We start from the raw sequence: 23520 nt of genomic DNA, 5'->3' as shown, positions 1-23520 counted from the left end.
CAGTAGAGGAATGTTTGGTGATAAAAATCTTTATTTCCTCAGAACATGGTAGGAAGAAAAAAATCTTGGCGTGATGACAATTGGATTACCGATTTGTAATCTTGGCAATGAATAAACAAGGTTAAGATGTGGGATGCATATTTTAATTGTCGAAGATGAATCTAAAATCGCGCAGTTTTTAGCGAAAGGATTAAATGAATCAGGTTATACCTGTGCTATTGCAAAAGATGGCATAGAGGCATTGTCACGTTTGCAACAAGACGTCTTTGATTTACTGATTTTGGATGTGATGCTGCCACAATTGGACGGTTGGCAAGTCTTACAAACGCTACGGACGTTTTCGAAAATGCCAGTTTTAATGCTAACTGCAAAAGATCATGTTCTGGATCGAGTAAAAGGTTTGGAGCTCGGAGCCGATGATTATTTAATTAAACCCTTTTCTTATGTGGAACTCTTGGCAAGGATCAAAAGCCTGTTACGCCGTGTACCGAATGTAGAAAAAGAAATTTATCAAATTTCAAACTTAAGCTTAAATCGACTCAGTCGGGAAGTATATCGTGCTGATACCAAAATTGATTTAACTGCCAAAGAGTTTGTGTTGTTACAGTTGTTGATTCAACATCGTGGTGAAGTACTGACACGAACGCAAATTGCCTCAATGGTTTGGAATATTAATTTTGATACGGATACCAATGTGGTGGATGTTGCGATACGCCGATTAAGGGCAAAGATTGATGATCATTTTGTTCCCAAGTTAATTTATACCGTCAGGGGCATGGGCTATAAGGTTGATTTAAAAGATGGCAATAATGAATAGACTGTCATTGGCATCCCGCCTAAGTATTGCCTTTAGCTTAATTTCCTGCGTAGTTTTTATCAGTATTGGCGGTTTGTCTTATCAAAATTTTCGTGAAATGGTCTATACCCAGCAAGATAAGGCCTTGGCTGCTCGGATTAAACGAATGGAAGTTTTTTTGACCGATGCACATACCGTTCAGATATTGGGGAAATATCCTAAGCTTTATGAAAATATGGTGGGACATGAGGACAGTATTTTTATTGTCAAAGAATCAGCTCGCGACCTGATCAGGATTAATCCATTACAGATCAAAATCCCTGAACTGAATTATTCAAATAAAATTCAGTATCGTAATAATACAGTTGAGCATCCAAGTACACGCTTCGCATTTCAATCCATTCAATATGGTCATAAGCAGTATCAATTGATTGCAGGACAACAATGGGATGGGGCGAATCAGATCCTGAGTCAATATTTTTGGAAAGTCTTGTTTTATAGTGGTCTAGGCATTTTGTTGTCCAGTCTTCTTGGATTTATGGTGGGACATTATTTATTTCGTTCCATGCGTACTTTGATTGCCGAGACCAGTAAAATTAATGTGCAAAAACTGAATCATCGTATTGAAGTTGAATCCACCAATATTGAAGTTCAGCAACTGAGTCAGGCAATGAATGAAATGCTGGATAAAATTCAGCAGGATTATCAGAAACTGGCACAATTCTCAGAAGATATCGCACATGAACTCAGGACACCACTCAATAATTTAATGGGGCAAACTCAGATTTTATTGTCACAAACCCGTAAAACAGAAGAATTAGAAAATTTATTATATTCGCATTTGGAAGAGTATGAACGGCTCACCAAAATGATTGAAAGTATGCTGTTCATTGCACGTTCTGAACACGATGAGCAGGTGCTTGAGAAAAAGTCAGTCAATGTCAAACAGCTAATCAGGAATGTTATTGATTATTTTGATTGTTTGATTGAAGAACATCAGATGACGCTCCAACTGGATGTCATGGATGATCTCAATATCATGGCGAATGAGGCATTAATCCAGCGTGCGATTGCGAATTTAATCAGTAATGCCATTTTACATGGTCGAGCGCATGGTGTGATTGCAGTAGCGATAAATCAACGTGATTCAAATTGTGTCATGACGATTGTAACAGAAGGCATTTTTATTGATGAAAAACATTTGCCTTACTTATTCGACCGGTTTTATCAGGTCGATGAAAGTCGACATCAAAAAGCACAAACAGGTGGTCTAGGTTTGGCTATTGTTCGCTCAATTATGCAGTTACATTCAGGTTCAACTGAGGTCGAAAATCGATTTGAAGGAGTGGCGTTTAAATTGATCTTACCACTAAAGAATTAACGTAATCTTCATGAAGCTCTGTCAAAATAGGGCTCATGCTTAAGCAATACGCATATTTGTTTGCTAAATGATCAATTCAGTGCGTTCATTTAAAGTTGGCAGTGGTTTGTATTTGAAAAGACATCACTTGACCTCATATATACATACCAGAACGCTACTATTATATCATTTTGTAGTATTTTTTATCGAAATGTCGTTATCACAGGATATTGCGTTGACTCGCATGTGATGAACACTGATACTCTCAAGTTTGTTCAAGCAAATCGGTTCTAGGAGCTGGGCCACAAGCGCAGTTTTCCATAACTCAATCCAACACAAGGGGCTATATATGGCTGGTGGAAAGTCAAAAATCATTTACACACTGACTGATGAGGCGCCGTTATTAGCGACTTATTCATTACTACCGATCATTGAGACCTTTACAAAACCTGCTGGCATTGAGATTGTTAAAAGTGACATCTCAGTTGCGGTTCGTGTGCTCGCAGAATTTTCAGATTACCTTAAAGATGAACAGAAGGTAAACAATAACCTTGCGGAGTTAGGTCGCCTTACGCAAGATCCAGATACCAATATCATTAAACTTCCGAACATCAGTGCTTCGGTTGCTCAGTTGGTATCATGTATTAAAGAGCTCCAGTCGAAGGGCTATGCAATTCCTGATTATCCAGAAAACCCAACTACTGAAGAAGAAAAAGAGATCAAGGCACGTTATGGTAAATGCCTTGGTTCAGCTGTAAACCCTGTATTGCGTGAAGGTAACTCTGACCGTCGCGCACCAGCTGCAGTAAAAAATTATGCGAAAAAACACCCGCATTCAATGAGCGAGTGGAAGCAGTGGTCACAGACTCACGTTTCTCACATGGATGAAGGCGACTTCTACCATGGCGAAAAATCAATGACTTTAGACCGTGCACGTAACGTGAAAATGGAACTCATCACTAAGTCTGGTGAAACTATTGTGCTCAAGCCAAAAGTTGCGCTGCAAGATGGTGAAATCATTGACTCGATGTTTATGAGCAAGAAAGCGCTGTGTGACTTCTACGAGAAAGAACTTGAAGACTGTCGTGAAGCGGGCATTTTGTTCTCATTACACGTTAAAGCAACCATGATGAAAGTTTCACACCCGATCGTATTCGGTCACTGTGTGAAAATTTACTACAAAGATGCTTTTGAAAAACACGGTAAATTGTTTGATGAACTCGGTATTAACGTAAACAACGGTATGGCTGGTCTTTATGAAAAGATTGCAACTTTACCGACATCTTTACGTGAAGAAATCATTGAAGATTTACATGCTTGCCAAGAACACCGTCCTGCACTTGCAATGGTAGATTCTGCAAAAGGTATTACTAACTTCCATTCACCAAATGACGTGATTGTCGATGCTTCTATGCCTGCAATGATTCGTGGTGGCGGTAAAATGTGGGGTGCAGATGGTAAGCCTTACGATTGTAAAGCAGTAATGCCTGAGTCAACTTTCGCTCGTATTTACCAAGAAATGATCAACTTCTGTAAGTGGAACGGTAACTTTGACCCACGTACTATGGGGACTGTGCCTAACGTTGGTTTGATGGCACAGAAAGCAGAAGAATACGGTTCACACGACAAAACGTTTGAAATTTCAGAAGCAGGTATTGCCAACATTACTGATCTAGACACTGGTGAAGTGTTGATGTCACAAAATGTGGAAGAAGGCGATATCTGGCGTATGTGTCAGGTGAAAGACGCACCAATTCGTGACTGGGTGAAACTTGCTGTAACGCGTGCGCGTAACTCAGGTATGCCTGCAATCTTCTGGCTTGACCCATACCGTCCACACGAAAATGAATTGATCAAGAAAGTTGAAAAATACTTGAAAGATCATGACACCACTGGTCTTGATATCCAAATCATGTCACAAGTACGTGCAATGCGTTATACGCTTGAACGTGTAGCACGTGGTTTAGATACCATTTCAGTAACGGGTAACATTTTACGTGACTACTTAACTGACTTGTTCCCAATTATGGAATTGGGTACTTCAGCGAAAATGTTATCGATCGTGCCGTTAATGGCTGGCGGTGGCATGTACGAAACAGGTGCGGGTGGTTCAGCACCGAAACATGTGCAGCAGTTAGTTGAAGAAAATCACTTACGTTGGGATTCTCTTGGTGAGTTCCTTGCATTGGCTGTGTCTTTAGAAGAGCTTGGTATCAAAGAAAGTAATGACCGTGCGAAATTACTTGCCAAAACACTTGATCAAGCGACAGGGAAATTGTTGGATAACGACAAATCTCCATCACGTCGTACAGGTGAGCTTGATAACCGTGGCAGCCACTTCTACTTAGCATTGTACTGGGCTGAAGCATTAGCAGCTCAAGACGAAGATGTTGAGTTAAAAGCGAAATTTGCTCCGCTTGCACAATCACTTGCTGAAAATGAACAGAAGATTGTTGCTGAGCTTGCTCAAGTACAAGGTCAAGCTGCGGATATCGGTGGTTACTATGCAATCGATCCAGCAAAAGTGAATGCGGTAATGCGTCCAAGTGCAACGTTTAATACCACACTTGCGTCACTTTAATTGTTGATATATCACCGACAATGTTGTCGGTGATATAAAAAAGCCGATGTGAAAACATCGGCTTTTTTTATAACTAATCAAAATTTAAAATAGTTGAAATACAGCATTAGACTCGTTTCTAAATTTTTATAATCATATTTATCCTGTTGTATTTATAAGAGTCGTCTTTATATTTAATGTCTGTCGAAGAAAGTCAGTTAAAAATAATTTTAATATGAGAGGGGATGATGGAAAAACTAGGAATAGCAATAATAATGTCTTTATTGAGCAGCATAATGACAAGCACACATGCTGAACTGGTTTTAGTATCGGGGAAAGCCAAACAAAAGAATTATATTGATACCGCTAGTATTGTGATTAAAAGGAATCCCAAAGTTATCATCTATAATCAACTGATATTTTTTGACCAAAATTTTGTCATTGAGCAGTATCGTGATTCAGTTATGGTTCATAAAATTATGCTGAATTGTGGTGAAAAAAATTGGGTCACTTTGTCTGAAGTGAGAAAAACAACTGATCAAAGAAAAGTACTTGAAGTTTTACAAGATAACGCTAGCAATTTAAATACAAAGCCCGTGATAAATTCCGGTCCAGTAAAATTTATATATGATAATTATTGTCGTTGAAAGAGAAGCCCACTTTCGTGGGCTTTAATATTATCAAATCTTAACGACCATTACGGTTACGACCGCGTGGTGCTTTAGTATTTGGACGTGTTGTACCATTGGTCTTACGACGTGGTTTATCTGCATCATCAGTTTGCCAAATACGGGTTGTACCACCGCCAGCTTTCTTCTTACCTTTAAATGGTTTTTCACCTTTTTCTTCACGTGCTTTATCTTTGGCACGAGAGAAATGCGGTTTATTATTCGATTTTCTAGCGAAAGAACGGCCTTCATAAGGCTTATCAGCTGGAACGTCTTTAAAGTCTGGATAAAGCAAAGGTTCGATTTCGAGTTGTTCACCTGGCTGTAAACCCAGTTTGACGAGATCAATGCTACCAATTTGAGTGCGAATCAGACGTAAAGTCGGAAAACCCACAGCTGCTGTCATACGACGTACTTGACGGTTACGACCTTCGCAGATTTGTAGTTCGATCCAAGTCGTTGGAATATTGGCACGATAACGTACCGGTGGGTTACGTTCCCATAGCCATTCAGGTTGTTCAACTTTACGTGCTTTGGCAGGTAAAGTCATACCATCTGCAAGTTCAACACCTTTTTGCAGTTTTTCAATTGCTTCTTCTGTGACATCACCATCAACTTGAGCAAGATAAGTTTTATATTTCTTATTATCAGGATGGGTGATGAATTGATTTAAACCACCATGATCAGTAAGAAACATTAAACCTTCAGAGTCTAAATCTAAACGTCCTGCAATACGAAGTTCAGGATCTTTAATAAAACTTGAAACTGTTAAATGTTTTTCATCTTCGCGAAACTGTGACAAAACGTCAAAAGGTTTATTAAATACGACTACTTTCATATGGATATACTACTTTGGCTATGGGCGGCATCATAACAATAAAGGTTTCTATTTAATGGGAAAATGTTGTTATTTCCCGTATAAATCTCAAAAAAAACCTGTTTTGGACTAAACTGTTTCATGCAATAAAAAACGAAAGTATGCCATAGAAGGCATAGAGATAATCGCTAAATACATGAGGGAGAACCTACAAAATGGGTTATCAGAAGATTGTGGTTCCTGCAGATGGAGACAAAATCACAGTAAATGCAGACCTGTCATTGAATGTTCCAAATCGTCCAATCATCCCTTTTATTGAAGGTGATGGTATTGGTGTGGATATTACACCAGCAATGAAGGCAGTAGTAGATGCCGCCGTGTTAAAAGCTTACGGTGGCAAACGTTCAATCGAATGGATGGAAGTCTACTGCGGCGAAAAAGCAGATAAAATCTATGGCAATTATATGCCAGAAGAAACTTTTGATGCTTTACGCGAGTTTATTATATCAATAAAAGGCCCATTGACTACACCTGTTGGTGGCGGTATTCGTTCTTTGAATGTTGCATTGCGCCAAGAACTCGATCTATATGTCTGTGTGCGTCCAGTACGTTGGTTTGAAGGTGTACCTTCACCTGTGCAACATCCAGAACTCACGGATATGGTAATTTTCCGTGAGAACTCAGAAGATATCTATGCAGGGATCGAATGGAAGGCTGATTCTCCAGAAGCAAAGAAAGTCATTAAATTTTTGCAAGAAGAAATGGGTGTAACCAAAATCCGATTTCCTAAAGATTGTGGGATTGGGATTAAACCTGTTTCTAAAGAAGGAACCCAGCGTCTGGTGCGTAAAGCCATTCAGTTTGCGATTGATAATGACAAACCTTCTGTGACGCTAGTACACAAAGGCAACATTATGAAGTACACCGAAGGCGCGTTTAAAGAGTGGGGCTATGAACTCGCAATAGAACGTTTTGGTGGACAGTTGCTAGATGGTGGACCTTGGGTAAAAATTAAAAATCCAAGAACGGGTAAAGATATCATTATTAAAGATGTGATTGCCGATGCGTTCTTACAGCAAATTTTAATGCGTCCAGCCGATTATTCCGTGATTGCTACACTGAACTTAAATGGTGATTACATTTCCGATGCACTTGCAGCAGAAGTGGGTGGTATTGGGATTGCACCGGGCGCGAATATTGGTGGGGCAATTGCAGTTTATGAAGCAACACATGGCACTGCGCCGAAGTATGCAGGGCAAGATAAGGTCAACCCGGGTTCGATTATTTTGTCTGCTGAAATGATGCTACGTGATATGGGCTGGATCGAAGCCGCAGATCTGATTATTCAGGGTGTTTCGGGGGCGATCTCGGCAAAAACAGTGACCTATGATTTTGAACGTTTAATGCCAAATGCAACTTTATTACGTTGTTCTGAATTTGGACAAGCCATAATCCAGCACATGGAAGATTAAAGTCTAAGTATAAAATGAAAGAGCGGTTTTACCGCTCTTTTTTATTTAAAATGGAGATAAATGAGTCATGAGAAAAACATGTACAAAATTGAATGCATGACATATTTTGATGTATTCGAAAATACAAACTGAACATCATGGCGGAAAGAAAATATGGTGCGGCAGCACCGAAAACAACAGAAACCATTACCAGCTTGGATTGCTACGGACAAGTACTGAGCAATCAAAAATATGAGCGGACGCTATTTGTTGACTTAGATCTGTCAGAAGCCCAAAGCACAGGTGCGGTTTTTAATGAATGTACTTTTCGACGAGCACGTTTTAATGCTTCAGTTCATCAAAGTAGTGCTTTTTTAAATTGTACTTTCTATTTTTGCAATTTCTTTGATAGTAAATTCACTGACTGCAAGTTGGTCGGCAGTATGTTTAGCGATTGTCAGTTCCACCATATGCGAGTTGAGGACAGTGATTGGGCTTTTGTTGGATTACCGGGCGCAGATTTAGAGAAAGCTTCTTTTTTGAGAACCCGTTTAAGAGAAGCTGATCTGACGGGAGCACGTTGCCATGGAAGTTCGCTTCGAGATAGCGATCTCTCTGGTGCATGGCTACACCGCGCAGATTTTACCGAGTGTGATTTAAGAGGCAGTGATTTGAGTGCCTTAGACCCCAAAGAAACGCAGATTAAAGATGCGATTATTAACCTTGATCAAACGCTGATGATTGCTGAAAATCTAGGCTTTGATGTCAGAATTGATTGAAATAAGGATAAAAGGCTCTAATTAAAATGAGTGGTTTTAGGCCACTCATTTTTATGGGAGATAGAGTAAAGCTTATCCTGTTAAGAAAGATAGAGTCGAATAAAAGGGACTAATTGTTCACCAATCACAATGCCCAATAAACCCAGTAATGCCACAATGGGTGGTGCAGGTGCTTTAACATCGACTAGGTAATACAGCACACCAACCAATACGCCAACTGCGAGCGATAATACATAAATCTTCATAATCAGCCGTTGATCAGCCTGCTTTTACTTTACAAAAGGGATCAATGTTTGGATTACTATTCCAGATATATTCGGCTTCTTCCGCACAAAGTTGAGCAACTTTTTCACCCTGTGTGTTATGTATAAAGGCAAGAGTCATATCCATCCCCGCACTGACACCTGATGAAGTATAAAATTTCCCATCAATCACCCAACGAGCCTGAGCTTGCCACAACACTTGATCGTTGAGCTTTTGTACAAATTCAAATGCCATTTTATTCGAGGTTGCCTTAATACCATTTAAAAGACTTGTCGCGGCAAGTAATGAACTGCCTGTACAAATCGTCAGAACATGTTTGCTTTGAGCTGCTAAAGTTTTGAGCTGATCAAGAAATTGCTGATTTTTGATTAATTCAAAAGTCACGATGCCACCAGGAACGAGCAAAATACTTTCAGCATGTGTTTTGATTTCGCTAAAAGATTTGGTCTGGATACAAACACCATGTTTATTAGAAACTAGACCACCATTCAGGCTATAAAACTGGACTTGATAATGCTCTTGCAGTAAGCCAAACAATTCAACAGGACCCATAATGTCAAGGGTTTCAAAATCTTCAAATACGACAGCATTCACAGGAATACGCATGGTTTTTCTCGCTTGTTTAATCTGCCTAACACCATAGTGAGCTTCACATTTTTTATTGTGAATATTCTGTATGGCTTATTTTGAATTATGCTAAATCATTGGACTTTTAGGCTGATCTGTTAGCAAGCGGAGTATTGTTTTTGCTTAATTTAAAAGCATTTAGTGTGCTTGAATAAGAAACGCCACGGTGTATCGTAAATTTAGAAAAATCTGTATCTATACTTTATAGACCAAATGTTCAAAATAATTGAAAAATAGAGAGAGTGCTGTGACATGAAGATGTACCAAGTTGATGCTTTTACAAAAGAATTATTTAAAGGGAATCCTGCGGCTGTAATCGTCGTCGATGAATGGTTAGATGATCGTTTGATGCAGAATATCGCGATGGAAAATAATGTATCAGAGACTGCTTTTGTTAAAACCATTGATGAAACCAATTATGAGATTCGTTGGTTTTCTCCGCTCAATGAGGTTGCGTTTTGTGGGCATGCCACTTTAGCCAGTGCTTTTGTTTTATTTAAAGACTTTAGCAAGGCAGAAACGATCCAGTTCCATGTACGTGATCTGGGTATTTTTATTGTCAGCCAAGATGCTGATGGCAAAATTAAAATGAATTTTCCAATTCGTAAACCAGGGTTAGTTACTGATTATCCTAAAGAATTACGTGAAGGGCTGACCAAGCCGTTTAAAGCAGTTTATCGTAATGTGCAAGCCTATATTATTGAATATGAAACGGTGCAGGATGTATTGGATGAACAACCTGATCTAGAAAAACTAAAACAATTGGGACAAGTTCGTACCGCGATTACCGCTTCTCAGCCTGATGTTGCCATTACCGCCAGAGGTGAAGGGAAGTTTGATTGCGTTTCTCGTTATTTTGCGCCAGCAATTGGTATTGACGAAGATCCGGTAACAGGTTCAATTCATACCGCAATTGTTCCACTTTGGGCGGAAAAACTGAATCAGACTCGATTAACCGCCTTTCAGGCATCTAAACGTGGTGGGGTTTTAGAATGTGTGATTGAGTCTGAAGACCGCATTGAAATTTCAGGTTATGCCAAATTGTATATGCAAGCCGAACTGACAATCTGATTTTTAGCTTAAACTGTGCAAAAATAAAGATAAAAGCTGTTTAAATAAACAGCTTTTTTCAAAACATAACTATTAAAAATGCGAATCATTCTCTACCATAGCTTGTCTCTATTATTTAAATCACCATAAATACTTGGATAAATTATGTTAATGCGGTTTAAGCAGCTTACTCTCTCGCTTTGTTTGATTGGGTTGAGTGCGACGTCTTGGTCTCAGACAGTGCTCGTAAAAAGTGAAAAAAATATCGAAGAATATAAATTAGATAACGGTTTCAGAGTTATTCTTGCACCAAACGATAAAGAAAATAAAGTCTATGTAAATACGGTTTATTTGACAGGTTCGCTGAATGATCCGAAAGGTAAAGGCGGACTTGCGCATCTATTAGAACATTTGGCCTTTAAAGGCACTCAAAATGTGAAGGGTGACGAGTTTCAACGTCGTCTGGATCAATATACGTTGATGACCAATGCCAGCACAGATTATTACGCAACTAAATATCTAAATATTGTTCGTCCTGAAAAAAATGCACTCAATGAAATTCTGTACCTTGAATCAGAGCGTATGGATAAATTGGTGTTGCAAGAAAAATTTGTTCCTTCTGAAATTGAAATCGTAAAACGTGAACGAGAAATCCGTATGGATCAGCCGTTTGCTGTACTGATGGATCAAATGTGGAAAGCGGCTTATGGCAATCAATATTTAGGTCGTTTGCCGATTGGTGATTTACCTGAATTAAAGTCGATTCAGTTAAATGAGTTAAACCAGTTCTATAGAACGTGGTATGCACCAAACAATGCAGTCATGGTGATTTCTGGTAAATTTGATAAGACCGAAGTATTGAGCAAGATTGATCAGTATTTTAGTCCAATTCCAGCACGTCCAGTACCTGCACAAGTTCAAGTTCCAGTTTTGGATTCAAGTAAAATTGAACAGCGTCAGTTTACGGTACAAAAGGGCAGTGATTTGGCTAAATTCCATGTCTATATGAATGGAAAAAATACCCCATTACAACCGACTTTAGCGCTTGCGCCAGCGTTATATACCATGCAGCCAAGTGGTACTTTGTATAAGAGTATGGTGGAGACGGGAATCAGTACGGCAGTGCAGTCAACCACATGGTTAGATCAAGATTTTAACGTGGTCTTTATGGGCGCAATTTATGCTCCGAATCATGATGCGAAAAAGGTTGATGAAGCACTAAAAACAGGTGTTGAAAATAGCCAGCCATTTACTGAAGCTGAATTACAGCGTATTAAAAATATTACTCAAAATGCCGCAGATACCATTGCCAATGACGCTGTAGCCCTAGGCTCACGCCTGAGCGACTATGCAGTTTCATCACATGGTCAATGGGATCAATACTTTAAGGACTTACAAGCAGTTCAAGACTTAAAGCTTAAAGATGCGAATAAAACCTTAAAAGACTTTTTAGTCTCTTCACATCGTATTTCAGGCGATATTCTACCGACGCCAGAAGATCAAAAGAAAGCGATGACCATGAAAGCAGAAGTGAAGCCTAAAACTTTAGATCAAAGCGAGGAAAAGCCTGAGCCATTAAAAGATGCAAATGTCTACAAGCAGGAAGTGACCCAGTTTATGGTACAGTCTGCTCAACAATTGCAAAAAAATGAGCAGAAAATTCAGCGTGGTGAGTTAAAGAATGGTATTCGCTATGCATTATTCCCAACGCCTACACGTGACGATAAAACCTATGCCACGATTAGTTTGGATTTTGGCGATGAAAAAACATTATTTGGTAAAGGGGTTACTTTAGATTTAGCCAGCTATTTAATGCTTCGTGGTTCTGAAAAGCATAGCTTGCAGGAAATTACCGATAAGGCAATTGCGGCTAGTGGTGGTGCATCGGTCAGTTCAAATGGCAATGGTTTTACTATTGTTGTTCAAGCGAAGAAAGACAAGTTTGAAGATTTCTTTAACTTTATTGTTGATGTCCTGAAACAGCCAAAATTCTCGCAAACAGAGTTTGATCTGGCAAAAAATCAAAGCCTGTCTGTATTGGATCGTCCATATACAGAACCTGCGGTTGTGTCATCGATGACCTTGTCTAAGATTTTGGAAATTTATCAACCAGGGGATATCCGTTATCACTTTGAACCAGAACTTGCCAAGAAGCAGATTAGTGAAGTCACTCAGCCGCAAGTGAAACAATTCTATGATCAGTTCTTTGTGACAGACCATGCTCAAATTGCAGTGACGGGTGATTTTGATGCCAAGAAAATGCAGAAGACTTTGCAAAAAGCCTTTGGTTCTTGGAAAGCAAAGCAACCATTCACAAAAGTGACAGGACAATATACGGTTTATAAAGCACAGAAAGTTCATGCTTTATCGGAACAACGCGAGTTTGGCAGCTATCAAAGTGTTTTAGCCTTGCCCGTTGGTTCCTATCATAAAGATGCGCCAGCTTTGATTATTTTGAGCCATGTTTTAGGCAACTCACAACTTTCATCACGTTTGGCTCAAGAGTTACGTGAGAAAAATGCGCTAGTGTATGGATTTGGTAGTGGCTTAGATCTTGATCCCGATATTGATGATGGTACTTTAAGTATTACTGCAAACTACACATCTGGTCGTTCTGCACAAGTATCGCAATCTGTACATAAAGTCTTAAATGAGCTTTTAAGTAAAGGTGTGACCGAACAGGAAGTGGAAGCAGCGAAAGCAGATATCATGAAGAAGCGTGTGACTGCTTTAGAAGATGAACGCAATATTCATGGCATGTTGACAGGTCAGTTAGAACGCAACAAAACGCTATTGGATCGTGAAGAGCGCGATCAGGAGCTAGCGAAACTGACCAAAGAAGATGTCAATGCTGCAATTAAAAAATACATCAAACTAGACCAATTTGTAGAAGTCATGGCTGATCAATATGGTCAAGCACAAGACTTGAAGTAAACCACAAAAAACAAAGCCACCGATGAGGTGGCTTTGTTTTAATCATCAATCATTAATGATCGTGTTTATGTGCATGAAAATCTTCGTTCTTGCGGAAACGTAAGTAGTTTTCAAACTGTTCACAATATTCGTCAAAATTATCTTCTAACATCATTTGGAATTGTTGTAGGAGATAAGACATGACTTGTTCTTTGGCATCACGCATTTCATTGCCATCTTTAAAATTATTGGCTGCGACCCACGTATTAAAGCGAGCAGTAGCAAATAACATGGCTGCACTCACTTGGCCACGTAACTCTTCTGGCTGGACTTTCTGACCTTTTGGCGGTCGGCAGAAATCATTGGCAAGTTTAATAAATTCATCTGCACGCTCAAAAAATACCGCATTTAAAGCTTCTTCATCCGTCACATCGGTGGCGTTAATTTTTTGAGACATGATATTTTCCAGCGACAAGTTAAGACACCTCATTATAGACAAAGCCTTGTCGAAACTAAACCTTTGCCTTAATCTAAAATAGCCTAAGCAATTAGAAAAATCACTATGCAAGATGCAATCGCGATTCAAAGCTTAAAAACAGATATAGCCTTACTGCGCCAACATATCCATCCACCTCAATATTTAGAAAATGTTGAGGGTTTGCCAATCTATTATGGTTTGAAAGATGATGTGGATGAATACTACAGACAATGGCAACCCTTGATTGAAAGAGCACAACAGCTGTGTCAGCCTTTTATGGAAGACGAGATAGTGGATGCAATTCACTTACCCAGTCATTTAAATTTGCCGCTATTTTTCTTTCATGTCGATCGGATTCGGATTAATAAAACACGTGCTAAAGAATCGAAAACCTTTCGAGGTGTGGCTGCCTTGTTAGAAAAATGTGGGCAGTTTGAGACCGATCAGATTTTTGCGATGCAGGAGTGGCTAGGCAGTGATGATACTGCGGCCTTAGTTGCGCATCGTGAGTTTATTGATTTACGAACTTATGTTTTCCAACACGGACAAAGTGAATATACGAGAACTCGATTTTATATGAACGGTATGATTCTCAGTGTTGAACCGCATTTTAAATTGGTCGATGCACGGGATAAGCCGCGGAAGCAGCGTAATGATAGTTATAGTGATCCGATTGCAGATAATGGAACGTGGAAGATTTTTGGGAAGTATCGGTAAATGATTTAAGTGGAATAAATAGTTTAACACTCTAATTTTCATTAAAAAATAATAGCACAGCCACAAGTGCTATATAAAGTTTGAATGTTTTCGCGTAGGCGATTTCCTACTTTGTTTTCGGACAAAGTAGGCAAAGCCATTGTCATCAGCAAAACCTGTTTATTTCTTGGATTTATTAAAATGTATCGCAGAAACATTACTTTGCTTATATCACGCAGGTTGCTGATGACGTTTCCGAGTATCCGCTTTTTGTTAAGATTTAGATTATTTGTGGCGGCATCCATGCCGCCAAGCACGATAGCGATTTAAAGAAATTTGTTTTGGTAGAGCTATCGCTTCTCATCCCAAAAAGCGTCCTGAGCAGATAGGGTCTGAAGCTTTTTATCCGCTTTCTTGGCCACATGTGGCTGCTGTGCCTTGACCCAACCTAAAGCAAATAAAAATTGTGGGTACTCAGCAGCTTGTTGCTCGAAGATTTGCTCAGCAACAAACAGGTCATTATAAAACCCTAAATATTCCTGAATTGGCTGTAACTTATTTAAGAATTGTTGAACGTGTTTTTCAGGATAAATCCCTGCAATAAAGTCGATGCAATAACGCAATTGTTTAACGCGTTTACGAGTACGATGTTGTTGCTCAACTTCTAAAGTTGAGAACTGAGCTGCATCATTTAGAATCTTTTGGTAAAGCTTAGTTAGGCTTTTAGCTGCCTGTTTGGAAAGTTTAGATTTAGACTCATGCTCACTATAAGTGAAGCTGAATAATGCTAAAAATAGCTGAGTGGTTTTAGTGTGGCTTAATAACTGAGAAACACTATTGTCAGTACTCTCTGGGAATGGAAAATCAAAATCACAGACTTCTTTTACTAACGGAATAACGGAATCTTGAATCGCATCATTATCACGGGATTGCCCCAATGCCCTAAAAATATCTGCTAACTGACTTTCCCATGTGGGATCAATTTGCGCAGACCAGTTAGAAAAATGTTTTAGAGCAGAACGTAAACGACGTAAACCGACACGAGCTTGATGAATATGATCGGCCTCTGCCACACCATCAGCAATTGCAGCTGCATTGGGTAAGATATGATTAAGTGTATTTTCGATAATCAGTTTGATTGCTTGTTCAGCACTTACATTTTTCTCAAGGTTTAGTGATTTCGCTTTGCTGGCGGGGGATACCGTTTTGCCCATAGCCAATAAATTGCCACGTTCAGCCTTACTACGCACATCGAGCCAGAGTTGATATTTATCTACCCAAGTTTTGGCAAAATTAATTAGGGACTGAGCCGAGCCTTGCTTTAATTCAAACTCGATTTCACAGATTTTGGCTTGGCTGGTTGGAGTACGGATTTCGCCATCGTCCAAGCAAACTTCAATTTGTGAGCCTTCAAACTCGAATATATGAAAGGTACGTTGGACGTCAGTTTGAAACTGTAGTAATAAATTTGCAGGTACTTCACCTAAAATATCACGAAGTACGCTTTGAACAGTTTGATTGTTTTTATAGAGGGATAAATCGAGCTCGGGTTCTTCGGTACATTTGCCTAAATAAATATCTTCTTCGATGCGTTGTAAATGGTTTTTACTAGCAGCTTTAAAGGTTTGCACCCAATGTTCACCCTCTTGACGCAGACGGATCGCAACATAATTCTTTGCCAGTAAACGGTCGGCAGTGTCGTAATACTTGGCTTGAAGGTGAATTTTTTGTGCTTTTTGCTTGCCTAAAACTTGTAACACACTTTTTTTCTTAGATTCAGGGAGTTGAAATTTTAGCTCTATTTCCATGATGTTATGACTCCTGACCACCGAGACTGATAAATACAAAACTCAGTATAACTTGTTGATCTCAAAAATCATTGTAAAGTTGTTTTAAGCTTGAAAAGGATGGCACGCAATGACTTTATTTTGTACAGAAAATGCATTAACGTGTGGAGAGTCTTGCACGATTAGGATGATCCAAAAATGAATGCACCAGCGAATATAACGAAGCCAGTGGAATTTTCATTACCCATTAAAAACTATGATGAATTTTATCACTTTTATTTAACAGAACATCGCAGTATTGCCAGCCGTCGTTTACATGTGGCAGGTAGCTCGATCGGTTTATATTTCTTTAGTAAAGCCATCCGTAAACGTCAGGCAAAATATGCTTTGTATGGGTTGGTATCAGGCTATGCTTGTGCTTGGGTTGGGCATTTTTTCTTTGAACATAATAAACCTGCCAGCTTTAAACAGCCGCTGTATAGCTTTATCTCGGATTGGCGCATGTTGTCTGATGTTGCACGTGGTCGTTTAAGTCTGATTGATCGTCAGTTTGATAAAATTGAGTCGTAAATCAATGTTTATTTAAAAATTATAAAGCGACATTAAGTGTCGTAAAGCTGCTTCGGCAGCTTTTTTATTTGTTCTGATTTGCAGCGATTAATGATGTAAATACACTCGCTATCTTTAATTTTCAAACAAGAAAATATACCCTGAAGCTAATGTAATTATAGTGAATAGTGAAACGTTCATGCGCGGTCTTTATCTTATTACCAATGATGATCCAATTCAATTATTATTAGAAAAACTAGATGTGGCTCTGGCGACAGGCAAGGTTGAGATTCTGCAATATCGTCGTAAGAAAGTGGCAAAAGCAGATCAGCCAAGTGAAGTAGAGCAGATCAAAGCACTTTGTGAAAAGCATCAGGTCTCATTTGTGATTAATGATGATTTGGCATTAGCGGAACAATTTGGTTTAGGTGTGCATCTTGGACAGTCCGATGGTGAAATAAGTGATGCTGCCGCACGTTTACCACAAGGTGTGATTATTGGCCGTACTTGCTTAAATTCATTAGAATTGGCGGAAAAGGCGATTGCTGACGGTGCAACTTATGTGGCCTTTGGTGCGGTTTATGCGACCTCAACAAAACCAGAAGCAGGCAATGTCGGCATCGAAGTGATTAAGCAAGCGAAACAAAAATTTGCTGTGCCGATTTGTGCGATTGGTGGTTTGACCGTTGAAAATTCTCAAGTCGTGGTTGAGGCTGGAGCAAGCCTTTGTGCGGTAATTAGTGATATATTAGGACGATCAACAGCCGAAATTCCTGCTCGTGTACATGCATGGGCAACGTTATTTGACTAATTATATGCATCCGCTTTGCGGAGCTTTCATTGTTTCTCGGAACGACAGCGTTCCTCGTCCTTGATTCTAGGTTGAGTCTTTTATGAGTTTATCTCCAAAGCAAGAACAGTTATTTAAACAAGCAAGTAAACATATTCCAGGTGGGGTTAACTCACCGGTACGTGCATTTAACGGTGTTGGTGGTACGCCTGTCTTTATTGAAAAGGCAAAAGGTGCGTATTTATGGGATGTCGATGGCAAACGCTATGTTGACTATGTCGGTTCATGGGGCCCAATGATTTTGGGTCATGCGCATCCAGATATTATTCAAGCGGTACAAACTGCTGCGGAAGATGGCCTAAGTTTTGGCGCACCAACCGTACATGAAACCACTTTGGCAGACACCATTTGCGAGATCATGCCTTCGATTGAATTGGTGCGTATGACCAGTTCAGGTACTGAAGCAACCATGACCGCGATTCGCTTGGCGCGTGGTTATACTGGTCGTGACAAGATTGTTAAATTTGAAGGCTGCTACCACGGTCATTCAGACTCGCTATTGGTCAAAGCGGGTTCAGGTTTACTAACTTTAGGCGAAGGTGAGCCAACTTCAAAAGGTGTACCTGCTGATTTCGCTAAACATACATTAACGTTGCCGTATAACAATATTGAAGCGTTGAAAGAATGCTTTAGCAAATTTGGCCATGAGATTGCGGGTGTCATCATTGAGCCTGTTGCAGGCAATATGAACTTGGTGACACCAATCGATGGTTTCTTGCAAGCGATTCGTGATGTGTGCGATGAATACAAATCGGTCTTTATCATTGATGAAGTGATGACTGGTTTCCGTGTTGCTTTAGGCGGTGCGCAATCTGTTTATAAGGTAAAACCTGATTTAACTACATTGGGTAAAATCATTGGTGCGGGCTTACCTGTTGGTGCTTTTGGTGGTAAACGTGAAATCATGGAGTGCATCGCACCTTTAGGTGGTGTTTATCAAGCAGGGACATTGTCTGGTAACCCATTGGCAATGCGTGCAGGTATTGCGATGTTCAAGCATCTGCGTGAACCAGAGTTTTATGACAAGCTGGCTGCACAGCTCGCAAAATTACTTGCAGGTTTACAGGCTGCAGCAGACGAAGCGGGTATTCCATTTAAGACCCAGCAAGTCGGTGGCATGTTCGGTTTGTATTTCACTGATCAAGAGGACATTACCAGCTTTGATTCAATGTTGGCTTGTGATGTTGAAGCATTTAAGAAATTCTTCCACGGCATGTTAAAGCGTGGCGTGTATCTTGCACCATCTGCATTTGAAGCAGGATTTATTTCATCTATGCATTCAGATCAAGATATTGCAGAGACGATTCAGGCAGCAAAAGAAACTTTTGCAGAAATGAAATAACGCTGTGATCTATACAGAAGCCCGATTTGTTCGGGCTTTTTTTATGGACGAATTTTAGCTTGAGCTGAATAGAGAACTTAACGGGTTTAAAAATAATAGATGATCGTAACGGAATCTTACCCAGTTCCCAACAGTTTGTATGCTAAACCTCCACGACGAAGCGCAAAGATAAACAATCTTTACTGTACCGCAAGATAAAATAATGCTTGAATAATAAACTATATTTTACGTTGGTCTTAGGCTGTGCTTTGGGCTTGCGTAGGCTGTAGATGGCAGTTGTATCATATCTAAAAGCTTTTTATAAGAAACCCATAGGAATGGAGTAAAACATGAAAACTAAACATTATTTAACGTCCGCTGATGTGGAAATTCTGGTTGACGCAGCATTGCAATATGCAACAGCGCACCGCTTTAATGTCAGTATTGCAGTTGTGGATGACGGTGGAACGTTATTAATGATGAAGCGTATGGATGGCGCATCGGTATTATCGACACAGATTTGCCAAGAAAAAGCACAATCTGCTGCGGTCAGCCGAAGAACCACTAAGGCATCCGAAGATATGATCCGTGATGGTAAGATCGGCTTTTTAACGATCAATGCAGCAAAAGGTATGTTAGAAGGCGGTGAGCCGATTGTCTATCAAGGGCAGGTTGTCGGGGCTGTTGGTGTGTCGGGTGTACAATCTTTTCAAGATGCAGAAATTGCTCAACATGCGATTCAACAATTTCTAGAGCAACAGACCTAAATCATCATTAAAATTCGAATCTGGATGAAAATTCGAGAGAAACACGAAAAAAATCAGTAAAAATACGTGTCATGCATTGTAATTCAGCGCCAAGCTTTTTATGATTGCCCGCTTGTTTTCATCCAGTCGTTGGAAGGCTACCTTGAATGATTTTCTAAGTGAACATTTGATTCATCGTGATGAAGATTTTATGGTCATCCATAAACCTGCAGGCCTACTTACTGTGCCGGGGAAAACACCTGATTTACAAGATTGTTTAATCAATCGTTTATTAGAATTAGAACCAAAAACTTTACTGATTCATCGTCTAGATCGCGATACTTCTGGCATCTTGGTGTTTGGTTTATCCAAATTTGGACAGAGCAATATTTCGCGCCAGTTTCAAGATCGTCAAACCTCAAAAATTTATCAAGCTTTGGTTGCTGGACATTTAGAAGGTCAGGGCACAGTCGATATTCCTGTGATTTATGATCCAAGCCGTCCACCATTGCATATTGTGGATGCTTCTTATCACAAGCCAGCATTAACCGAATGGCAAGCGATCGAACATTTAGAAATTCAGGGACAAGCTGTAACTCGAGTTAAACTCGTTCCGATTACAGGACGTTCACATCAGCTTCGTGTGCATATGCAATATTTAGGTCATCCGATTCTAGGTGATACCTTATATGCCACTTCAGAACAGCAACAGCTTTATCCGCGTTTGTGTTTACATGCAACGCAATTAAGCTTTGCGCATCCTAAAACAGGCGCACAACTCAGCTTTGATTGTGCTGTACCGTTTTAGTCTAAAAACTTTTTTATGAAACACGATGTGATGCACGCTATTTGATTGCGCTTTGTGTCAAAATACATCGTTGAAAACTACATAAAATGCCTTAACTTTTATTTGGGTCAGGGCATAAAATATGTAGGCTAACTTGAGATAAAGGTGGAAAAATTGCAGCAGTTTGCTATTGGTCAACGTTGGTTATCAGATACTGAAACTGAACTCGGTTTAGGGGTTCTTATTGATGTAGATGAACGTTCTATCAGCATTTTATTCCCTAAAAGTGATGAAACTCGTGTTTATGCACGTAACAATGCGCCTTTATCTCGCATCATCTTTAACGTTAATGATGAAGTACAAGACCAAGAAGGCATCAAGTGGACTGTTGAATCCATTGAAGATCGTCATGGTGTGCTGCGTTACGATGTGGTTCGTAGTCTTGAAAATGGCGAACAAGAACGTAAGTCGCTAAACGAAACTCGCATTGGCGCGCAGATTCAGCTGTCAAAACCTTTAGAGCGTCTGTTAGCCAGCCAAGTTGATTATAAAGAGTGGTATGACCTGCGTATTGAAGCAATGTTGTTGCAAGCGCAAATGCATACCAGTCCTTTACGTGGTTTTCTTGGCGCACGTGTAGGCTTGATTCCGCATCAGCTTTATATTGCACATGAAGTGGGTAAGCGTTTTGCTCCGCGTGTTTTATTGGCCGATGAAGTGGGCTTAGGTAAAACCATTGAAGCAGGTTTGATCATTCACCAACAACTAAAAACTGGGCGTTCTGAACGTATCCTGATTCTAGTCCCTGATTCATTGCAATATCAGTGGATGATTGAAATGCGTCGCCGTTTCAATTTGCAATTCTCGCTATTCGACTTAACCCGTACCGCTTCGATCAAAGAACATGATCCTGACCTGAATCCCTTCCTGACTGAGCAATGCATTATCGCCAGTGTTGACTTGATGGTTGACCATGATGACTTGCGTGAGCAAGCGATGGAAGCAGGTTTTGATCTATTGGTTGTCGATGAAGCACATCACTTAATGTGGAGTGAAGAAGAAGGCGGTAATGATCGTTATGATCTTGTTGAAGAACTCGCTGAACAAACAGCAGGTGTGTTACTGCTCACAGCTACACCAGAACAGTTAGGTGTTGAAAGTCATTTTGCTCGTCTTCGTTTACTCGATCCACAGCGTTTCAGCAGCTTAGATCGTTTCCTTGATGAAGAAGAACAATATCAACATACCGCAAAAATTGCAGAAGTGTTGATGTCAGATCAAGCATTAACAGAAGAGCATCTTGCTGCACTGGACGGCTTATTGGGTCATCGTATTGATGATCAGCCTGAACAGCGCATGCGTGCGATCCACGAATTATTAGATCGTCATGGTACAGGTCGTATTCTGTTCCGTAATACCCGTGAAGCGATTCAGGGCTTCCCAGGTCGTGATTGTCAGCCAGCACCATTGCCAGCACCAGAAGATTGGTCATTTGATGGCAAAATGCGTGAGCAAATGTGGCCAGAAGAAGGTCAACTGGATGGCGCATGGATGGAAAATGATCCGCGTGTGCCTTGGTTGATGGAAGTTCTCCGCAAAGATTTAAAACACAAAAAAGTGTTGTTGATCGCGCGTAGTGGACCAGTGGTTGAAGCATTGGAAAACGTATTACGTTTACATGCGGGTATTCGTACCGCTATGTTCCATGAGGGTATGAGTTTATTAGAGCGTGACCAAGCTGCGGCATATTTTGCAGAAGACAGTTATGGTGCTCAGATTTTACTTTGTTCGGAAATTGGTTCGGAAGGGCGTAACTTCCAGTTTGCCAGTGATTTAGTTTTATTTGATTTACCCGCAAACCCTGACGTACTTGAACAGCGTATTGGTCGTTTGGATCGTATCGGTCAAGAAAACCGTATTCAGATCCATGTGCCATATTTGATGGGTACAGCACAAGAACGTATGTTCCGTTGGTACAACGAAGCACTCAATATTTTCAGCAGCATTTCTCCAACAGCGCAAACGCTGCAAGAGAATTTTATTGTTGAATTAAAAGATTGCTTATTGGCAGACCAAGGCCAGACTTTTGAAGATTTGCTTGAAGAAGTCAATGTACAGCGTCAAGCCTTGGAAGCTGAATTACAGGCAGGTCGTGACCGTTTGCTTGAGTACAACTCTTGCCGTCCAGTGGTTGCACAAGGCATTGTACAAGCGCTTGAAGATTATGATGACAACACCACTTTGCCGATGTTTGTGAAGCGTTTCATGTCATCAACCAATATTGATTTTGATGAGCAAAGCAATGGTACGGTAATCATCAAGCCGACGGATCAAATGCAAGTTCAAGGGATTAGCTTGGACGAAGAAGGAATGACTGCGACTTTCTATCGTGATCAGGCACAAATCCGTGAAGATGCGCAATATCTGACCTTGGAACATCCGTTTATTGAGAGTGTGATGGAGATGATCCGTACACAATCATTTGGTAGTACCAATGTTGCCTTACTAAAATCAAATGCATTGAAACAAGGTTCGGTGTTGTTGGAAGTATGGTTTAAGGTTGATGTCGTTGCGCCTAAAGCGTTGAACTTGCCATCAAGCTTGCCGAAGCAATTGATTCGTGTTTTGCTCAGTGAAAATGGTCAGGATTTGTCAGCGAAGATTGACCCAAGCATTTTACGTCCATACTTACACCATTTAGATGGCAATAGTTGCCGACAAGTAGTCAAAGCACGTCGTGATGTGATCGAAACACGTTATGCACAAGCTTTAGATATTGCCAAAGAATCATTACCAGAATTGATGCAACAAGCTAAAGAGCATTACAGCGGTAAATGGCAATATGAAATTGACCGTTTAAGCTATCTCAAGCAATTTAATCCAAGTATTCGTGAAGACGAAATTGAGCGGTTACAGAAGTTCCAGAAAGAAGGCTTAGGTCTATTGGATGGTCTATCTGTGACACCAGAAGCGATTCAGGTCTTGGTTGTGGTTAAGCCATAATTGGGACTGACATAAAAA

Annotated in this window: 20 protein-coding genes; 15 read left to right on the top strand and 5 right to left on the bottom strand. The window is 40.1% G+C overall.

Translation table 11 applies throughout. From position 1 onward, the window contains the following. The first annotated feature begins 133 nt into the window (after positions 1-133). From F3J02_RS15515 to F3J02_RS15500, 4 genes are all read left to right on the top strand, one after another. Positions 134-817, top strand: coding sequence for a heavy metal response regulator transcription factor (locus F3J02_RS15515; RefSeq protein ID WP_167250715.1), 684 nt, complete (start codon positions 134-136; stop codon positions 815-817). Further along, positions 801-2177 (top strand): heavy metal sensor histidine kinase, encoded by a 1377-nt coding sequence (locus tag F3J02_RS15510; RefSeq protein ID WP_167250713.1) that lies wholly within the window; start codon positions 801-803, stop codon positions 2175-2177. Before F3J02_RS15515 ends, F3J02_RS15510 begins: the two co-directional genes overlap by 17 nt. Positions 2178-2505: 328 nt before the next feature. Next, positions 2506-4737, top strand: a complete 2232-nt coding sequence (locus F3J02_RS15505; RefSeq protein WP_167250711.1) for an NADP-dependent isocitrate dehydrogenase — start codon at positions 2506-2508, stop codon at positions 4735-4737. 224 nt (positions 4738-4961) lie between these two features. Further along, positions 4962-5363 (top strand): hypothetical protein, encoded by a 402-nt coding sequence (locus F3J02_RS15500; RefSeq protein ID WP_167250709.1) that lies wholly within the window; start codon positions 4962-4964, stop codon positions 5361-5363. A 40-nt stretch (positions 5364-5403) separates the two neighbouring features. On the opposite strand, the gene F3J02_RS15495 is transcribed toward F3J02_RS15500, so the two are convergent. After that, entirely contained in the window at positions 5404-6222 is an 819-nt protein-coding gene (locus F3J02_RS15495) for an rRNA large subunit pseudouridine synthase E (protein WP_167250707.1), read from the bottom strand. A gap of 194 nt (positions 6223-6416) precedes the next feature. On the opposite strand from F3J02_RS15495, the gene icd reads away from it, so the two are divergent. Together icd and F3J02_RS15485 are read left to right on the top strand one after the other, a co-directional pair. Then, entirely contained in the window at positions 6417-7673 is a 1257-nt protein-coding gene (icd, locus tag F3J02_RS15490; RefSeq protein WP_167250705.1) for an NADP-dependent isocitrate dehydrogenase, read from the top strand. 137 nt (positions 7674-7810) lie between these two features. Continuing rightward, entirely contained in the window at positions 7811-8431 is a 621-nt protein-coding gene (locus F3J02_RS15485; RefSeq protein WP_167250703.1) for a pentapeptide repeat-containing protein, read from the top strand. An 80-nt stretch (positions 8432-8511) separates the two neighbouring features. Here the strand turns inward: F3J02_RS15485 and F3J02_RS15480 are convergent, their stop codons facing one another. Both F3J02_RS15480 and F3J02_RS15475 read right to left on the bottom strand, forming a co-directional pair. Next, positions 8512-8676, bottom strand: coding sequence for a DUF1427 family protein (locus F3J02_RS15480; protein WP_167250701.1), 165 nt, complete (start codon positions 8674-8676; stop codon positions 8512-8514). 13 nt (positions 8677-8689) lie between these two features. Continuing rightward, the gene (locus F3J02_RS15475) at positions 8690-9301 is read right to left on the bottom strand and encodes a DJ-1/PfpI family protein (protein ID WP_167250699.1); all 612 of its coding nucleotides are present in this window, start codon (positions 9299-9301) and stop codon (positions 8690-8692) included. Between the two features lie 273 nt (positions 9302-9574). Here F3J02_RS15475 and F3J02_RS15470 point away from each other — a divergent pair, with 273 nt between their 5' ends. Next, on the top strand, positions 9575-10393 hold the full coding sequence (locus F3J02_RS15470; protein WP_167250697.1) for a PhzF family phenazine biosynthesis protein: 819 nt from the start codon (positions 9575-9577) through the stop codon (positions 10391-10393). A 144-nt stretch (positions 10394-10537) separates the two neighbouring features. Then, complete coding sequence (locus F3J02_RS15465) at positions 10538-13306, top strand: M16 family metallopeptidase (RefSeq protein WP_167250695.1); 2769 nt, start codon at positions 10538-10540, stop codon at positions 13304-13306. A 52-nt stretch (positions 13307-13358) separates the two neighbouring features. On the opposite strand, the gene F3J02_RS15460 is transcribed toward F3J02_RS15465, so the two are convergent. Then, a complete protein-coding gene (locus tag F3J02_RS15460) occupies positions 13359-13742 on the bottom strand; it encodes a DUF3144 domain-containing protein (RefSeq protein ID WP_167250693.1) in 384 nt (127 codons plus the stop codon). 105 nt (positions 13743-13847) lie between these two features. On the opposite strand from F3J02_RS15460, the gene F3J02_RS15455 reads away from it, so the two are divergent. Then, on the top strand, positions 13848-14480 hold the full coding sequence (locus F3J02_RS15455; RefSeq protein WP_167250691.1) for a hypothetical protein: 633 nt from the start codon (positions 13848-13850) through the stop codon (positions 14478-14480). Positions 14481-14809: 329 nt separating this feature from the next. Here F3J02_RS15455 and F3J02_RS15450 read toward each other — a convergent pair whose 3' ends face one another. After that, positions 14810-16267, bottom strand: coding sequence for a CYTH and CHAD domain-containing protein (locus tag F3J02_RS15450; protein WP_167250689.1), 1458 nt, complete (start codon positions 16265-16267; stop codon positions 14810-14812). Positions 16268-16444: 177 nt separating this feature from the next. On the opposite strand from F3J02_RS15450, the gene F3J02_RS15445 reads away from it, so the two are divergent. The 6 genes from F3J02_RS15445 to rapA all read left to right on the top strand — a co-directional run bounded on the left by F3J02_RS15445 (position 16445) and on the right by rapA (position 23502). Then, positions 16445-16816 carry a DUF962 domain-containing protein gene (locus F3J02_RS15445; RefSeq protein ID WP_004801345.1) on the top strand — a complete coding sequence of 124 codons (372 nt, stop codon included), beginning with the start codon at positions 16445-16447 and terminating at the stop codon, positions 16814-16816. A gap of 178 nt (positions 16817-16994) precedes the next feature. Then, the gene (thiE, locus tag F3J02_RS15440) at positions 16995-17606 is read left to right on the top strand and encodes a thiamine phosphate synthase (RefSeq protein WP_167250875.1); all 612 of its coding nucleotides are present in this window, start codon (positions 16995-16997) and stop codon (positions 17604-17606) included. 82 nt (positions 17607-17688) lie between these two features. After that, positions 17689-18987 (top strand): glutamate-1-semialdehyde 2,1-aminomutase, encoded by a 1299-nt coding sequence (gene hemL / locus F3J02_RS15435; RefSeq protein ID WP_167250687.1) that lies wholly within the window; start codon positions 17689-17691, stop codon positions 18985-18987. A 329-nt stretch (positions 18988-19316) separates the two neighbouring features. Beyond that, entirely contained in the window at positions 19317-19733 is a 417-nt protein-coding gene (locus F3J02_RS15430; RefSeq protein WP_167250685.1) for a GlcG/HbpS family heme-binding protein, read from the top strand. Positions 19734-19875: 142 nt separating this feature from the next. Continuing rightward, entirely contained in the window at positions 19876-20520 is a 645-nt protein-coding gene (locus F3J02_RS15425) for an RluA family pseudouridine synthase (RefSeq protein WP_171526150.1), read from the top strand. A 144-nt stretch (positions 20521-20664) separates the two neighbouring features. Then, the gene (rapA, locus tag F3J02_RS15420) at positions 20665-23502 is read left to right on the top strand and encodes an RNA polymerase-associated protein RapA (RefSeq protein ID WP_167250681.1); all 2838 of its coding nucleotides are present in this window, start codon (positions 20665-20667) and stop codon (positions 23500-23502) included. The last annotated feature ends 18 nt before the right edge of the window (positions 23503-23520 follow it).

Source organism: Acinetobacter sp. Tr-809 (assembly GCF_011753255.1).
Taxonomy (GTDB): domain Bacteria; phylum Pseudomonadota; class Gammaproteobacteria; order Pseudomonadales; family Moraxellaceae; genus Acinetobacter.
This window is presented reverse-complemented; position numbering and strand designations above follow the sequence as displayed.

Coding starts and splice junctions, on each gene's coding strand:
- F3J02_RS15515 (WP_167250715.1), top strand. CDS start 134: ATGCATATTTTAATTGTCGAAGATGAATCTAAAATCGCGCAGTTTTTA.
- F3J02_RS15510 (WP_167250713.1), top strand. CDS start 801: ATGGCAATAATGAATAGACTGTCATTGGCATCCCGCCTAAGTATTGCC.
- F3J02_RS15505 (WP_167250711.1), top strand. CDS start 2,506: ATGGCTGGTGGAAAGTCAAAAATCATTTACACACTGACTGATGAGGCG.
- F3J02_RS15500 (WP_167250709.1), top strand. CDS start 4,962: ATGATGGAAAAACTAGGAATAGCAATAATAATGTCTTTATTGAGCAGC.
- F3J02_RS15495 (WP_167250707.1), bottom strand. CDS start 6,222: ATGAAAGTAGTCGTATTTAATAAACCTTTTGACGTTTTGTCACAGTTT.
- icd (WP_167250705.1), top strand. CDS start 6,417: ATGGGTTATCAGAAGATTGTGGTTCCTGCAGATGGAGACAAAATCACA.
- F3J02_RS15485 (WP_167250703.1), top strand. CDS start 7,811: ATGGCGGAAAGAAAATATGGTGCGGCAGCACCGAAAACAACAGAAACC.
- F3J02_RS15480 (WP_167250701.1), bottom strand. CDS start 8,676: ATGAAGATTTATGTATTATCGCTCGCAGTTGGCGTATTGGTTGGTGTG.
- F3J02_RS15475 (WP_167250699.1), bottom strand. CDS start 9,301: ATGCGTATTCCTGTGAATGCTGTCGTATTTGAAGATTTTGAAACCCTT.
- F3J02_RS15470 (WP_167250697.1), top strand. CDS start 9,575: ATGAAGATGTACCAAGTTGATGCTTTTACAAAAGAATTATTTAAAGGG.
- F3J02_RS15465 (WP_167250695.1), top strand. CDS start 10,538: ATGTTAATGCGGTTTAAGCAGCTTACTCTCTCGCTTTGTTTGATTGGG.
- F3J02_RS15460 (WP_167250693.1), bottom strand. CDS start 13,742: ATGTCTCAAAAAATTAACGCCACCGATGTGACGGATGAAGAAGCTTTA.
- F3J02_RS15455 (WP_167250691.1), top strand. CDS start 13,848: ATGCAAGATGCAATCGCGATTCAAAGCTTAAAAACAGATATAGCCTTA.
- F3J02_RS15450 (WP_167250689.1), bottom strand. CDS start 16,267: ATGGAAATAGAGCTAAAATTTCAACTCCCTGAATCTAAGAAAAAAAGT.
- F3J02_RS15445 (WP_004801345.1), top strand. CDS start 16,445: ATGAATGCACCAGCGAATATAACGAAGCCAGTGGAATTTTCATTACCC.
- thiE (WP_167250875.1), top strand. CDS start 16,995: ATGCGCGGTCTTTATCTTATTACCAATGATGATCCAATTCAATTATTA.
- hemL (WP_167250687.1), top strand. CDS start 17,689: ATGAGTTTATCTCCAAAGCAAGAACAGTTATTTAAACAAGCAAGTAAA.
- F3J02_RS15430 (WP_167250685.1), top strand. CDS start 19,317: ATGAAAACTAAACATTATTTAACGTCCGCTGATGTGGAAATTCTGGTT.